The 15,033-nt window shown below is 72.2% G+C and carries 3 protein-coding genes; all 3 read left to right on the forward strand.

The window, feature by feature from the left end; all coding sequences use genetic code 11:
* The coding region (locus ACFWU9_RS35850; protein ID WP_384325281.1) for an acyltransferase domain-containing protein at window positions 1-642 on the forward strand (642 nt) is incomplete at its 5' end.
* Window positions 639-9,785, forward strand: a complete 9,147-nt coding sequence (locus ACFWU9_RS35855; RefSeq protein ID WP_384325282.1) for an SDR family NAD(P)-dependent oxidoreductase — start codon at window positions 639-641, stop codon at window positions 9,783-9,785. The genes ACFWU9_RS35850 and ACFWU9_RS35855, both read left to right, overlap by 4 nt.
* A partial coding sequence (locus ACFWU9_RS35860) for a beta-ketoacyl synthase N-terminal-like domain-containing protein (RefSeq protein ID WP_384325283.1) occupies window positions 9,782-15,033 on the forward strand: 5,252 nt, incomplete at its 3' end. The genes ACFWU9_RS35855 and ACFWU9_RS35860, both read left to right, overlap by 4 nt.

Here is a 15,033-nt window from a genome sequence, read left to right on the forward strand (position 1 = left end):
GTCACCGGACCCGCAGACGCGGTTGCCGCGTTCTGTCGGGATTCTGGTCTGCGGACGCAGTTGCTGACGGTAAGTCATGCGTTCCATTCGGCTGCCATGGAGGGTGCGGTGGCGCCGTTCGTGGAGGCGATGTCCGGCAGGACGTTGTCGGCTCCGGTGATTCCCTTCGCATCGACCGTGACGGGCGGGTGGCATGACGAACGGACGGCTTCGGACCCGGGGTACTGGGGCCGCGCCATCCGAGAACCCGTGCGCTTCAGCCAGGCGTTGACGACCCTGGCCGAGGCCGGCCCGGCGGTGGTCTGGGAGATCGGCTCGCATCCCCAACTGACACCGCTGGCCAAGTCGGCGTGGGGCGAGACGCAGCCGGTATGGCTCAGCACGTTGCGGCGGGACCGCATCGATCAGGTTCAGCTGCACAGCGCGCTGGCCGACCACTACAACCACACCCGCGGCGACCTCGACTGGTCCGGTCTGCACGAGGGCCGGAGCCGGCGCACCACCACCGTCCCGACCTATCCCTTCAACCGACAGGAGCTGACCGCGCCGCCCGCTCGCCGCCGGGGCGGCAGCACCGGCACGAGCACCCTCAGCCACCCGCTGTTCGACCGTCACTACGAGCACCGGAGCGAGGGACAGTGACGCACCCGGCCGAGACCTACGAGAAGACGTTCACGGGCCAGGAGCCCTTCATCGCCCAGCACCGCTCCGCGGACACCGGGCTCCTGCCCGCCGCCGTGCAGCTGGAGATGGCGATGGTGGGAGTCGCCCGGCGCCACCCCTTCACCCCGCTGGAACTCACCGATGTGACGTTCCTGAGGCCCCTCACCATCGCCGACGACGCGACGGCCCCCGTCCGGCTCGACGTGACCTTCGGCCCCCAGACCCGCTTCGAACTCAGCACCGTGGTGGCCGGCGACCGTAAACCGCTGTCCACCGGAGCCGGCCGACTCCTTACCGATCCCGTCCCTCCACCCGTCGACACCGGTCGGTGGCCGACCGGCACACGTGAGATCAACTCCGATCGTCTGTACGAGAGTTGGGCGCGTGAGGGCCTGCTGTACGGTCCCGACTTCCGTACCGTCCGCGAACTCACCGTCGCAGACGGCGGCGTGGCCCGTGCCGTTCTGCGGTCCGACACCGAGCCCATGCCCTGGTACGCCCATCCGCTGCTGGTGGACGGTGTGTTCCAGGTCGTCAGCTGCGCGCTCCAGGACCTGACCGGAGAGTCCGGGCCGTATCCGATGCTGCCGATCGGACTCGCGCGGATCGCGGTCCTCGCCGACCTCTCGGCCCTGTCGGCCGGAGTGACCGTCCAGGTACGCCGGACCGGCGTGGACGGCGCGTACGCGACCGCGGACGCGCTGCTCCTGGGGCCGGCGGACGAGGTCGTCGCGGAGTTCGAGGGGCTGCGGATGCGTCGTACGGCCGCCGTCTCGGGACCGGCGGCCACCCCGGTCCCGTCCTCGGCGGCCACCCTGCCCATCACCCGGATCGACTGGCGTCCGTCGCCCTCGCCCTCGCCCTCGCCCTCGCCGTCGTCCGCGTCCGCCGACCGGCACGACCCGGCGACCGGTACGTGGGTGGTGCTGCACAACGGCGGTACGGGCAGCCTGGGTGAGCGCGCCGCCCGGCACCTGCGGGCCGAGGGAGCCCGCGTGGTGGAGGTCGGCGCCGGACCGTCCCTCCCACAGGAAGCGGGACAGGCGCAGGACCCCGACCGACGGTCGCTCGTGCGGCCGGACGAGGAGGAGTTCCGGCGGCTCTGGGAGGAGATCAGGGAGCCGGTCGCGGGTGTGGTGCACCTGTGGAACGTCGGCGACGGGCCCGACGGGTCCCCGGATGAGGAGGCGGAGCTCCGCCTCGGCCTGTACGGCTGTCTGGCCGCCCTGCGGACCCTCGGCGAGCGGCAGCGCAAGTCCCGCTTCCACGTGGTGACGAAAGACGCGCAGCCGGTCGCGAAGGGCGACCGTCCGGTGCCCGCGCGGGCCGCCGTGTGGGGCTTCGTCCGCACCGCCGCCATCGAGTACCCCGGCCTCCAGCCACGCCTCCTCGACATCGACCGGCTCTCCGACGACTCGCTGCGCGCGGTCCTGGCGGAGATCGGCGCCACCGGCGGCCCCACCGAAGTCGGCTACCGGCAGGGCGTCCGCCACGTCCCCGTCAGGGTGCGCGACCGCTCGGCACACGCCGCGTCCCACGGCGGGAGGGCGCCCATCAGACAGGGCGGGCGCTACCTCGTGCTCGGCGGGCACGGCGGGCTGGGTCTGGAGGTCGCCGACCGTTTCGCGCGCGAGGGCGCCGGCGTCGTCGCGCTCGTCAGCCGTTCCGGAGGGGCAGGTGCGGGTGACGGTACCGACCACGACCGGACGGCGGCGATCGGTGCGCGAGGGTGCCAGGTCGCGTCCTACAGCGCCGATGTGACCACCCCCGGCGCCCTGGCGGCCGTGGTGGACCGCTTCCGGGCGGAGTTCGGCGAGTTGCACGGCGTGGTCCATGCGGCAGGCACCCTCAAGGACGGCCTGATCCGCAGTGCGACGGCCGAGGACATCGAGGCGGTGATGCGGCCGAAGGCCGACGGCGTCCGGGAGTTGGCCGCCGCCGTTGCCGGGCAGGACCTGGACTTCGCCGTACTGTTCGCATCGGTCTCGGGCACCTTCGGCAATCTCGGGCAGGGCGGTTACGCCGCGGCCAACGCCTATCTCGACGGCTTCGCGCAGGCGCACGGCTCGCCGTGGCTGAGCGTCGCCTGGGGTCTGTGGGGCGAGGTCGGCATGGGCACGGCTGTCGCGGAGCAGCTGCGGCGGCGCGGAGTCCGGCCCTTGGGCACCGCGGAGGGCCTGGACTCCCTCATCGCGGTGCTGGGGGCGGCGGACGGCCCCCGCCAGGTGGTCGTCGCGCACCCGGACGCCGGCGACGTGGTCGTCGAACTCGAAGAGGCGGGCGCGGGCGCGGAGTTCGGCACACCCGCCGACGTACGGCCCGAGGAAGGTGGGGAGACACCGGCCGACGGGCAGCACGTCGGGGAGGCACTGGAACGGTTCCTCGCGGAGCGGCTCGGCGTCACGTCCTTCGACCGCGACACCCCGCTCTCGGACTACGGCATGAGCTCGATCATGAGCGTCGAGCTGTCGGAGGAACTGTCACGCAGGTGGGGGATCCACCTTCCGGCGACGCTCTTCCTGGAGTACGGCGAGTTCGCCGAGCTCGTCGAGGCGCTGACCGACCGTTACGGCGCGGCGGTCGCGGTCGCGGCCCCGGAGACGGCCGAAGGCGGTGCCGGCGTCACCGTCGTGTCAGCCGAGACGGTCACGCCGTCCCCGGCCGCCTCCCTGGACAACGCACGCCCGAGCCCGCGTGCGGCGAGGCGCGGAGACGCGGACGTGCACGGCGACCGCGCCATCGCGATCGTCGCCGTCTCCGGTGATCTCCCGGGCGCCGTCGGTGGGGTGACGGAGCTGTGGCCCCTGCTCCGCTCCGGCGGTCACGCGTTCAGCGAAGTGCCGGCCGAACGCTGGGACATCGACGCCCACTTCGAGCGACGCGGCCCCCGCATGACGGGCACCTACTGCCGTACCGGCGCCTTCGTCACCGGTGTCGACCGCTTCGACCCGGCCTTCTTCGGCATCTCCGTACGCGAGGCCGAGGAGATGGACGTCCAGCAGAAGCTGCTGCTGGAACACGCCTGGACGGTCCGGGACGACAGCGGTCTCGCCGGCCGCCGCGACATCGGCGTCTTCGTCGGCGCCACCTACACCCATCACCGCGACACGCGAGGGCTGGAGACCGTCGGACCCCACACCGCGCTCGGCTCCATGAACGCGGTGCTGGCCAACCGGATCTCGTACGCGCTGGATCTGACCGGCCCTTCTCAGACCGTCGACACCCTGTGCTCGTCGTCTCTCGTCGCCATCCAGCAGGCGGTCGCCGCGCTGCGCGCCGGGCACTGCGGCGCGGCGATCGTCGCGGCCTGCCAGGTCGGTCTGACCCCGTGGTACTACCGCAGTCTGAGCCAGCTCGGCGCCCTGTCCGAGGGCGTGCCGCGGCCCTTCGACGAGCGGGCCGACGGATTCCTCCCCGGCGAGGGCGCGTTGGCCCTGATGCTGAAGCCGCTCAGGGACGCCGAACGGGACGGCGACCGCATCTGGGGCGTCGTCCGGGGCACGGCCGTGAATCACGGGGGCCGCGGCAGCGCTCTGCCGGTGCCCCGGAGCGAGGCCCAAGCCGCGGTCGTACGGGCGGCACTCGACGACGCCGGACTGGCCCCGGCGGACGTCTCACTGATCGAGACGCACGGTACGGCGACGCGGCTCGGCGACCCGATCGAGATCGCCGCGCTGACAGAGGTGTTCGGCAAGGACCCTGACCGCGCGGGGCCCTGCCACATCGGGACGGTGAAGGGCAACATCGGGCACCTGGAGCCCGCGGCCGGACTCGCCGGCCTGCTGAAGGTCCTGCTGTGCCTGCGGCACGGGGAGATCCCGCCCGTCGCCGGTTTCGAGACGCCGAGCAGCCATCTCGACCTGTCGGCCGGGCCGTTCGTGATCCCCGTCGAGCCACGGCCGTGGATCTCGGACGGTCCGCGCCGGGCCGGAGTCAGCTCCTTCGGCATGGGAGGGACCAACGCGCACATCGTCGTGGAGGAGTACGTCGGAGAACCGCAGCGCGCGCTGTCCGGTGAGGGGCCCCGTACGGCCGCTGCCGCCGTACCGGACGAGCATCTGCTGGTCCTGTCGGCGCACACCCCTGACGCGCTGGCCCGCCGTATGACGGACGTCCGGCGACTGCTGCCGCAGGAGAACGCGGCGGCTCCGAGCGACCTGTGCCGTTCCAGCGCCGTCGGACGCGACCACCAGGCGTACCGGATCGCGATCCTGGGAGCCACCGCCGACGAGTTGAGCGCCGGGCTGTCCGAGGCACTCGCCCTGGGCGATCGGGCACCCGGCATCGTCCTGCGTGGACGAGCGGTGCTGGACAGCCCGACGGCCGGACTCAGCGGCGCGGCTTTCCGCCATGTGAGCGGCGGCACCGTCGACTGGGCCACGGTGTACCCGGACCGGTCGGTGCGCCGGCCCGCTCTCCCGCCCTACCCGTTCGGCTCGCGCGCCGTGACGGCCCAGGCGGACACTCCGGCCCCACCCACCGCCCACGACACGCAGGACATCGCCGATGTCGTACGGCGACTCTCCCGCGCCCATCGAGTTCTGGGCGAGGAGACCGTACCCGGTGCGCTGCCGGTCGCCCTCGGTCTGCTGACGAGCGGCGCCCTGCACGGGATCACCTTCACCGGTCGTGGGACCGGGGACCATCCCCTCACCAGCGATCTGGACGACCCGACCCGTACCGGGCCGGTCACCTTCCGGCACAACAACCGTGTCATCGCTCGGCTCACCGTCGCCGAAGCCCCACCGGCGCCGCCCGCGGCCGTAGACCTCGGCACCTTGCGGGCCGCGCTCGACCGGACGCTGGAACCGGCAGGCCTCTACGCGTGGTTCGCGGCGAAGAACATGGAGTTCACCGCGCCGCTGCGGTCCGTCGCCGACGTTCGGTACGGGCCCGGCCGGGTCCTCGCGCGGATCGACGTACCGGCCGGCAGCCCCCTGGAGGCCGAGGCGGTGGCGCTCGACGCCGCACTCCAGGCCATGGCCGTCCTCACCCTGGCCGATCCGACGGCGCCGTCGGCCACCTATCTGCCGGTCTCCGTCGGCCGGGCGGTGCGCTGGGCGGACGCGGCTCGGACCGCGTTCGTACTGCTCGAAGGCGCCGAGCCCGACATCGACGGCACGCGACGCGGCAACGCGTCCCTGCTCGCCACCGACGGGCGGGTGCTGGCCCGGCTCGACGACATCGAGTACCGGACCGTGGCCCCGAACGGCGCCGCGCCGTCCGCCCCCGTCCGCCGCGTACCGCCGACCGCGTCGGCGGAGGCGGCGATCCTCGCGGTGGTACGCGACGTGCTCCACGACCCCGGCGTCATGGCGACCACATCACTGTCCACGGTCGGGCTCGACTCCATGCTGGCGACCGCCATCGCGGCCGATGTCGAGGCGGCGTACGGGGTGCGGTTGAGCCCGACGGACGTCCTGGACGCCCCGGACTGCCGCACGCTCGCCGCGCATGTCGCCGAGCTGGCGGACGACGGTGTGTTCGCCCCGCCCGCCCTCCGCGCCCCTGTCCCGGCGCCCGCTGCCGCGCCCGTGCCCGCTTCCGCGCCTGCCGACACCGCTGACGATCGGGAAGCGGACGGCCGGGAGCAGGACATCGCCGTCATCGGGCTGGCCCTGGCGCTCCCCGGCGCCTCGGACCCCGAACGATTCTGGTCGCTGCTCGCCGACTCCGCCGAGGAGATCCGCCCGGCCCCGGCCCACCGCTGGGGCCCGTACGCCAACGGGCACGAGCCCGACGTCGGCGGTTTCCTGGACAACGTCGACGAGTTCGACGCCCGGTTCTTCGACTTCTTCCCCAAGCAGGCCGAAGCGCTCGACCCCCAGGCCCGCTGGCTGCTCCGCACGACCTGGGAGGCGCTGGAGTCGGCCGGCCTGCCACCACGCCAACTCTCCGCGTCCACCGGTGTGTTCGTGGGGGCCAGCTACCAGCACTACAAGGACTTCAACATCGCCCCGGAGCTGGACGCGCCCAGCGGCCTGGGCAACCACAACGCGTTCCTCGCCAACCGGGTGAGTTACTTCCTGGATCTTCACGGGCCGAGCATGACGATCGACACGTTGTGTTCGTCGTCGTTGGTCGCGCTGCACACGGCCGTGCGGAGCATCCGTGACGGCGAGTGCGAGCAGGCCATCGTCGCGGGCGTCCGCGTCGCCCTCTCCCCGCTGCACTACGTCGCGATGAAGAACCTGCGTGCTCTCTCCCCCTCCGGAGCATCCCGGCCGTTCGATGCGGGTGCGGATGGGTTTGTGCCGGGGGAGGGGGTGGTGACGGTGGTGGTGAAGCCGTTGGGTGCGGCGTTGCGTGACGGTGATCGGGTGCGGGGTGTGATTCGGGGAAGTGCGGTCAATCACGGTGGTCGTACGAGTGGGTTGACGGTGCCGAGCAGTGCGGCGCAGCAGGAGGTGGTGTCCGCGGCGTTGAGGGATGCGGGGGTGTCGGTGGAGTCGATCGGGTTGGTGGAGGCTCATGGAACGGGGACGAGTCTCGGTGACCCCATCGAGGTGGAGGGTCTGACGCGTGCGTGGCGCGGGGTGACCGACAGGTCGCAGTTCTGTGCGATCGGTTCGCTGAAGGGGAATGTGGGTCATCTGGAGCCGGCTGCCGGGTTGGCTGGTGTGGTGAAGGTGTTGTTGGCGATGGAGCGGGGTGTTGTTCCGCCGTCGTTGCATGTGGTGCGGCCTAACGACCACATCCGTTTCGAGGACACACCGTTCTATCTGGCTGATCGTGCGGTGGTATGGCCCAGGAACGGGGAGCCTCGTCGCGCGGCGGTGAGTGCGTTCGGGATGGGCGGCGTCAACGCCCACGTCATCCTCCAAGAACCACCCGCACTCCCCGTCCGGGCCACACCGTCCCAGGGCACGCACGTCCTGCGGGTCAGCGCGGCGGACGAAACCGCACTGCGCGGTCTCGCCGACGCCTACGCCGAACGGTTCGAGAGAGCACACGACGACTGGGAGACCGCCGACCTCTGCCACACCGCCAACACCGGCCGCTCGCCGCTGGAGTTCCAGACCGCGGTGTACGGACGTCACTCCGCCGACCTCGCCGCCGAGCTGCGCTCCGTCGCGGCCGGGAACATCCCGGTCGCGCGCGTCGACATCGACCTGACCACCGAGGAGGGCGCGCTCCAGCCCGCCCGCGTGGTCGAGCTGGTCAGGGCGGGGTATGCGCACGTCGACTGGGTCTCGCTCTCAGCCGAGGGCGCACGTCTGACGGACCTCCCGACCTATCCGTTCGCGCGGGGCTCCTACTGGCGCACCGCGGACCCGACGGTCGTCCCGGCCCCGGCCCCGGCCCCGGCCCCGGCAGCGACGGGCGGTGAGGCGGTACGCGTCGAGTGGCGCGCCCGGGAACTGGCGCCCGTGCCTGTGTCCGACCCGGCGACGGTTCGACTGGTCGCCGCCGATCCCGGGATCCAGCGCGCCCTGACGACCGCCCTCCGGGACCGGAACGTGACCGTCGTCGAGCGCGGTCGACCGGCGGACGTGACGATCGTGGTCGACGCCCCGGACGCGCAGGACCTGCGCGTCCGGCCCAACGAACTGAGCGCCTTCTGGGCCGAGTTGGGCGTCCTGATGAAGTCACTGCCCGCGCACGGGAAACTGCTCTGGGCCGGATTCCACGATGTGGCCGTGCGTCCCGACGAGCGCGGCGACCTGTCGCCCGAGCGGGCCGCCATGGCCATGGCTGTACGGGCCGCCGGGGCGGAGAACCGGAAGCCCACCACCGTCGTCCATCTGGACCCGGCCGACACCGCCGAGGAGCAGGCCCTCTGCCTGGCCGCCGAGTACGCCGCCCTGAACGCCGGCCAGGCGACTGAGCCCCAGCCCCAGCCCGAGTCCCGGCCCGAGGCCGACGCGGGCACCGCGGTCGCGGCCTACCGGGGAGGCGTCAGGTACATCCCGGTACCGGTGCCCGCACCGGCCGGCCCGCCGCACACCCTGTCCGCCTCCGGGTACTACCTGGTCACCGGTGGACTGGGCGCCGTAGGCGTGCGTCTGACGGAGCGTCTGATCGAGCGAGGGGCCCGGCGCGTCGGGATCATCGGCCGGTCGGTGGTCGATCCCGAGAGCTCCGCCCCCCTGCGGGAGTTGGCCAGGCGCGCCGACGTCGAGTATCTGGCCTGCGATGTGTCCGACCCGGCCGCGCTCGCCGCCGCGGCAGGGCAGTTCGGCCGACGCTGGGGCCGACTCGTCGGCGTTGTGCACTCCTCCGGTGGGGTCAACCCGTTCGGCGCGATGCACCGCCGGTCATGGGGTGACGCGGAGAAGGTGCTCACCCCCAAGGTCTCCGGCTCGCTGAACGTCGTACACCTGGCCCAGGAGCAAGGGGCCGACTTCGCCGTCCTGGTGTCCTCGATCGCCGGTACCCAGGCACTGGCCGGCCGGGGCCTCGTCGACTACAGCCTCGCCAACGCCTACCAACTGGCCCTCGCCGAACGGGAGAACGGCTCCGCCACCACGGTCACCGCCCACGCCTGGCCCAACTGGACCGGCATCGGCATGAAGGCGGACGCGTCCTACTCGGCCGCTTACTCGGTCAGTGCCGACCAGGCGCTCGACGCCTTCTCCGACCACCTGCGGTCGGGCGGCGCCGTGATCTTCCCGGGCAGCGCTCCCGCCACCCCGCCGGAGGCCGACGACGCCGACGGGTCCACCGAGCCTGTCCCGTCCCTCGGTTGGGCGTCGGTGCCGCCACCGCCCGAACCACCCGTACCGACCTCCACGGCGCGCCCCCAACACGATGTCGCGGGGATGCGCGCACGGGTCCGGGACGCCTTCGTCCACGTACTCGGCGAGGACCCGGGAGACCGTCCGCTCCAGAGTCTCGGGCTCGACTCCCTCGTGATCGCCGAGCTCACCACGGCCCTCGAACAGCGCGCCGGTCTGACCGTCGACCCGTCGCTGCTGATGCGGGCGCGTACGGCCGACGAGATCGCCGGGGACCTGGCCGCGGACCTCGCCGCCCATGCCGCCCACGCGCCGTCGGCCCCGCCCCGTCCATCCACCGCCGACCAGGAATCGATTCCAGCGTCCGCGCCCACAACAGCACTCAGCGCCCTGCTGCGTCCCCTGCTCGCGCACGCCGGACAGCGGGGACCGGAGCAGCCATGACCGGAGAGTCGAACGAGTCGAACGAGTCGAACGAGTCGAACGAGTCGAACGAAAGGACCGTGGTGAGCGAACTCGACACCCGTATCGCCGTGATCGGCCTCGCGGTACGGCTCCCCGGCGCCGAGGACGTCGTCGACCTGACGGCCCTGCTGGACGGTGACCGGGTCGAGGTCGGCGAGGTCCCGCCGAGCCGGTGGGCCCGTGAGCTGTACCGGGGCGAGGGCCCCCACCAGGGCACGCACCACCGCGGCGGCTTCCTGGTGGATCCGTTCTCCTTCGACCACGAGGCGTTCGGCATGACCGCCGACGACGCCGTACTCCTCGACCCCCAGCAGCGCGTGATGCTGGAGGTGGGGGCGCGGGCGCTGGAGGACTCCGGGTACCTGGGGGCGCGCCGTCGGCTCGACGCTGGCGTGTTCGTCGCCGGCCGCATGAACGCGTACGGATTCGACCAGGGCCGGGGCACCGTTCCACCCGGTCCGGGCGGCCCTGTCGGAATCCCCGGGCCGGCCGCCCTGTGGGGCCGGTCGCAGAACTTCATGGCGGCCTGGCTGTCCGACCGCCTCGACCTCGCCGGCCCCAGCCTGGTGGTCGACACCGCCTGCTCGTCCTCGCTCTCGGCGGTCTGGCTCGCCTGCCAGAGCCTCGCGGCCGGCACGTCCGAACTCGCCCTGGTCGGCGGGGTCGACCTGTTGATCGACCCGCTGACGTTCGTCCTCCTCTCCCGTACCGGCGCCCTCTCCCCGGACGGGCTGTGCCGGACCTTCGACAGCAGGGCCAACGGCTACGTGCCCGGCGAGGGAGCCGCGGCTCTCGTTCTGAAGCCGATGCCGGCGGCACTGGCCGACGGCGACGTGATCCTCGGAGCCATCAGCGGGGTCGCGGTCAACAACGACGGCCGCACCATGGGTGTCACCACACCCAACCTGGAAGCCCAGATCGAGCTGCTGGACAAGGCGTACAGGACCATCGACCCGGCGACCGTGCAGTACATCGAGGCACACGGCACCGGTACCGCCATCGGCGACCCGATCGAAGTGCGGGCGCTCACCGAGGTGTTCGGCCGGCACGGTGTCGCCCGGAACTCCGTCGCACTCGGCTCGATCAAGCGCCGGATCGGCCATCTGCACTCGGCCTCGGGGCTCGCCGGACTCGCGAAGATCATCGTCGCGCTGCGCGAGGGTACGGTCCCGGCCGTGTCGGTGGAGTCGCCCAACCCGCGACTCAACCTCGCCGAGAGCCCCTTCCATCTGCCGGACACCCTCCGTCCCTGGCCGGACGCTCCGGTGCGCCGGGCCGCGGTGAGCGGATTCGGCTTCGGCGGTACCAACGCCCATGTGGTGGCGGAGGCCGTCCCCCGCACGTCCGGCGCCCTCGCCGCGTCGACGGGGCCCGGTGAGCCGCCCGCGCCGGTCCAGGTACTGCCGCTGTCCGCCGACAGCCCGTACTCACTGCGCGAACTGGCCGCCCAGTGGGTGGAGTTCCTGCCGAATCTGGCGGACGGGCCCGGCGAGCTCGGCGACGTGTGCGCCACCGCTCGGCTCGCCCGGCCGCACCGTACCGAGCGGCTGGCTGTCGTCGGGGCGACCGCGCAGGAACTGGCCACCGCTCTGCGTGCCTGGCTCCTGCGGGCCGGCGCGCAGGAGGCCCGTACCGCAAGCGCCACCCGCACCGCCGTGTCGGTACGGCCCTTGGCGAGCGCGGCCCCGCCCGCGTGGCTGACCGCCCTCGCCCGGTCGACGCCCGCCGTTCATGAGGTCGTCGGCCAGTTCGAAGCGGCTACGGGTACTCAACTCTTTACGTTCTCAGGTGAGTTGCTGCGGATCTTCTCCGGCGTCGCCCTCGCGATCGCGCTGCGCGACCTGGGCCTGCCCGCAAGCGCCGTGGAACTGCCGCCGGGTTGGGAGGCGGTGGGGGACTTCGTACGAGGACGCCTCCCGCTGGAGCAGGCGCTGGCCGATGTCCTGCGGGGCGACAACGAACCCGTGCGCGACGCGCAGAACCGCTCGGCGGCCGAGGGCCGCGACGTCGGCGTACGGCTGGCGGAAGCCCGCGACGAGCGGGAAGTGAGAGCGGTGCTCGCCACCATCGCCGCCGAACTCTTCGAGGAGGGCCAGGAGATCGACTGGGCGGCCTTCCAGCGGACAACAGGCCGGTCATGGAGCAAGCGCCTGCTGCCCGTCGCCCAACTGCGCGGCCGGGCACTGAACTTGGCCGAGCCGCTGCGCTCGGCAGAGCCGGGCACACCCGCCGAGCTGGTGTCGGACGACGGGGCGGCCGGCTACACGTTCTCCCGTGTGTTCGGCCCGGCCGAGGCCCCCATCGCCCAGCACGCGGTGTACCGCACGCTCATGCTCCCGGGCGTCGCCTGGTTCGACTTCCTGCGCGAAGGTGCCGCACTGCGCGGCGAGTCCTTCCACGGGGCCCGGGACGTCCTCTTCCACCGACCGCTCATCCCGTCCGGGGCCCACCGGGTGATCGGGCGGGTGGACGCGGAGAACCGGTTCAGGGTGGAGGATCCCGAGAGCGGCGAACTCTTCGTCACCGGCCGGCTCGCGACCGGGCGCCCCTCCGGGCCGCCGACTCCGATCCCTCTGGCCGCCCTCCTGGCCGACTGCGGCGGCTCCGCCCTGCACGCGGGCTCCGGCCTCTACCGCTGGCTGCGGCGGATCGGCTATCACCACGGCCGCTACTACCGGAACATCTCCTGGGTGGCGAGCCTGCCGGACGGCGGCACACTCGCCCGTATCGAAGGCGCCCGGCAGCGGGAGATGAACGCGCCCGGCGTACGGCTGTTCCCCGGGCTCCTGGACAGCGTGACGGTCGCGGCCATCGACCCCGCCAACCCGGTGTTCGGCGAGGCGGACGCGTCCGCGTTCATCCCACTCTCGGTGGGCCGGCTGGATGTCCTCGGACCACTGGACGACGCCGCCTACGTACGGACGGAGATCGCCTTCTGGAACGACGAGGCCTGCCGGGTCACCCAGACCGTGACGGACGAGGCGGGGACGCCGCTGCTCGTCTTCGGAGACATGGCGTCCAAGCGTGTTCCGGTCCGGGCGTTCGGCGCGGGGGAGATGCCCGAGCCGACGGTGGCGGATGCGTCGCCCGCTCCGGTCGTGGAGGTCGCGCCCGAGGCTCCGGCGCGGGCGGTTCCGGCAACCCCGGCAGCTTCGGGGGCTCCGGCGATCCCCGCCGCCTCGCGGTCGGCGCGGGCGCTCACCTGGTTCCTGGCCCTGACGGGCACCTCCGAGGAGCACACCGATACGGAGTTCCTGTCCGCCGGGTTCGACTCGGTGGGCCTGGTGACGCTGAGCGAGCGCATCTCGCAGGAGCACGGTCTGGCCCTCTACCCGACGGTCTTCTTCGAGTACCCGACTCCTCGCCAGTTCGCCGACTTCCTGGTCGACGAGGCACCCGAGCTCGTCGACACACTGGTGGCCCCGGCCGATCAGGTGCCCGAGGTCGCACCGCCGTCCGAGGCGGCCCCCGTGGTGGCCGAAGCGCCCGCACCGGTGGCGCGGGCCACCGTCACGCCACGAAGACCTGAGGTCAAGGCACCGGCCGACCCCTCCGTGTCCCCCGGACCCTCCGAGCCCTCCGAGGTCACATCCGCATCACGGCCGCGCGACATCGCGGTCGTGGGCGCGGCCGTCCGGCTGCCCACCGCGGGCAACCTCACCGCCTTCGCCGAACTGCTCGCCGAGGGCCGGGACACGGTCGGCCCGCTGCCCGAGGGACGCTGGGGGGACAACGAGGCCCGGAACGCCCCGTACGCCTCGTTCCTGGACAGCGTCGACGCGTTCGACCCGGCTCCCTTCCGGATCTCGGCCCGCGAGGCCCCGCTGATCGATCCGCAGGCACGGATCGTGTACGAGACGATCTGGGAGGCCCTGGAGGACGGCGGCCGGATCGGCGGACGCGCCGACGGCGGCAACACCGGTCTGTGGATCGCCTACAGCCACGACCACTACCACGAAGAGCGCGTTCGCCACGATGTGCCCGACGGGCGCGGCCTCGGACTCGAGGCGATGATCGCGAACCGGCTGTCCTACCTGATGGACTGGCACGGCCCCAGCGGACTGGTCAACACCCTCTGCTCGTCGTCCCTGGTCGCCATCCACTCGGCACTCCAGCACCTGCGCACCGGCGACATCGACACGGCGGTCATCGGGGCCGTACACGCCGGGATCAGCCCGGAGTACTTCCGGTCGATGGGGGACCTCAGGGCCCTGTCGCCCCGGCACCGCAGCCGTGCGTTCGACAGCACCGCCGACGGGTTCGTGCCGGGAGAAGGGGCCGTGGCGGTGGTGCTGCGTCGGTACGACGACGCCCGACGGGACGGAGACCGGATCCGGGGTCTCATCAAGGGAGCCGCCGTCAATCACGGCGGACGCACCACCCGCTACTCCGCTCCCAATCCCCGCGCCCAAGCGTCGGTCATCACGGCCGCGTTGAGAGATGCGGGGGTGTCGGTGGAGTCGATCGGTTTGGTGGAGGCTCATGGGACGGGGACGAGTCTGGGTGATCCGATCGAGGTGGAGGGTCTGACGCGTGCGTGGCGTGGGGTGACGGACAGGTCGCAGTTCTGTGCGATTGGTTCGTTGAAGGGGAATGTGGGTCATCTGGAGCCGGCGGCGGGGTTGGCTGGTGTGGTGAAGGTGTTGTTGGCGATGGAGCGGGGTGTTGTTCCGCCGTCGTTGCATGTGGTGCGGCCGAATGATCACATTCGTTTTGAGGAGACGCCGTTCTATCTGGCTGATCGTGCGGTGGTGTGGCCGCGGAATGGTGAGCCTCGTCGTGCGGCGGTGAGTGCGTTCGGGATGGGTGGTGTCAACGCTCACGTCATCGTCGAAGAACCACCCGTCGTGCCCGAACGTGAGACGCCGGCCCAGGACTCGCACGTCATACGGGTGAGTGCGGCGGACGAGACGGCGTTGCGGGCTCTTGCCGACGCGTACTCCGAAGCTCTGATCGACACGTCGGAGGAAGAGCTCGGTGACTTCGCGTTCACCGCCAACACCGGTCGCGCCTCCCATCGCCTGCGGGCCGTCGTGCAGGGCGCCGATGCTCGCGAACTGGCCGCCGGCCTGGGGGATGTCGCCACAGGCCAGGTTTCGGGATCCCGACGGGGAGGTGCCCCCGCGCCGGTCGCCTTCATGTTTACGGGGCAGGGGTCGCAGTATGTGTGTATGGGGCGTGGGTTGTATGGGGTGGAGCCGGTGTTTCGGGCGGCGTTGGATGAGTG

This window comes from Streptomyces sp. NPDC058653, assembly GCF_042716895.1.
Lineage (GTDB): Bacteria > Actinomycetota > Actinomycetes > Streptomycetales > Streptomycetaceae > Streptomyces.